Genomic DNA, 1,106 nt, shown 5'->3' with positions numbered 1-1,106 from the left:
GACAGGAAATAATGACCATAGGCAGGGCCGCGAAAATCATGACAGTACCGATAGTGGCAAAACCGGATTGCTGTAATGACTCAAATGAGGTTTTTTTGCCTCGGAGAATATGCCTGGTCTTGGGCCGAGTTTAGCCACCATAACCATAGCCATACCAGCCGGAAATAAATAGACAAAGCCAACACCAAAAAAATCATGATAGCCGGAATTAGTCAAAGGCCCGACTGATCCCCATGTCCACCAACTGAGCAGTGATGAGCCTAAGGCAGCAACAATACAGGTCAGATAATATGCAGACGCTTTCATTCGTTCTGAGATGGCAAAATGCAGCAACACATTGATTATCCCTGCGGTGCAGGCCAGGAAAAACAAGAAGATTTGATATTCGTTTAGATGGGAAAATCTGGCTGGATCGATAGCCTGGGCCAGTGAGTTAGTCATTGCACCGCCAAGCCACCAATCAGAAATGCTGTCAACCAGAGAGTCGCCACGCATTATGTAGTATTGTGCGAGCCACAGACCAAAGCCAATTAAAAGATAGGTGCCAAAACCTATGAAAAAGCCGACAAGCTTTTCCACGCCCGAGGTGAATGCATTTTGTTTTTTTACTGTACCAGCATCGATTAGCAACAAACCGAACAAAAGAAAGATCATCCCTGCTGCACCTAAGATATATATCAGGCTATGAACGAGTGATGACAGTGATACTTGAGTAGGAAAAGTAATGGCCGGTTCAATCATTTTACTGTCCTATATTAGTGAAGCTATATGAGCAATAAGAGCTATGTAATGCAGTTTTATTCTGACATCCTGACTTTTCTTCACAAAGCGTTGTAATCAGATGCTTAGTTGACTCTAGGTGGTCGACATAAAAAAACCTTGGGCGCATAGACGCCCAAGGTAAGAGAGAAGAGGCCATCAAGACCTCAAGCTGAAAACAAATAGCTAAATTTAGAAGGATTTAGATACCGAGACCACAAACCGCTCATCAACAATTTGATGATTGGAGTCAAAACCGTAAAAGTCATGTTCGCCTTTTTTGATGTCGGTATCGTGGTAACGCAAATCGACATTGAAGCCGAAAACATTTCTGCTCACACCAATAT

At 43.1% G+C, this 1,106-nt stretch carries 1 protein-coding gene; it reads right to left on the bottom strand.

The genetic code is table 11. The features are described from left to right. Nucleotides 1–36: 36 nt before the first annotated feature. On the bottom strand, nucleotides 37–741 hold the full coding sequence (locus DWA30_RS10075; RefSeq protein ID WP_210725401.1) for an ammonium transporter family protein: 705 nt from the start codon (nucleotides 739–741) through the stop codon (nucleotides 37–39). Nucleotides 742–1,106: the final 365 nt, after the last annotated feature.

The organism is Candidatus Ulvibacter alkanivorans (assembly GCF_003333325.1).
Lineage (GTDB): Bacteria > Bacteroidota > Bacteroidia > Flavobacteriales > Flavobacteriaceae > Ulvibacter_A > Ulvibacter_A alkanivorans.
This window is presented reverse-complemented; position numbering and strand designations above follow the sequence as displayed.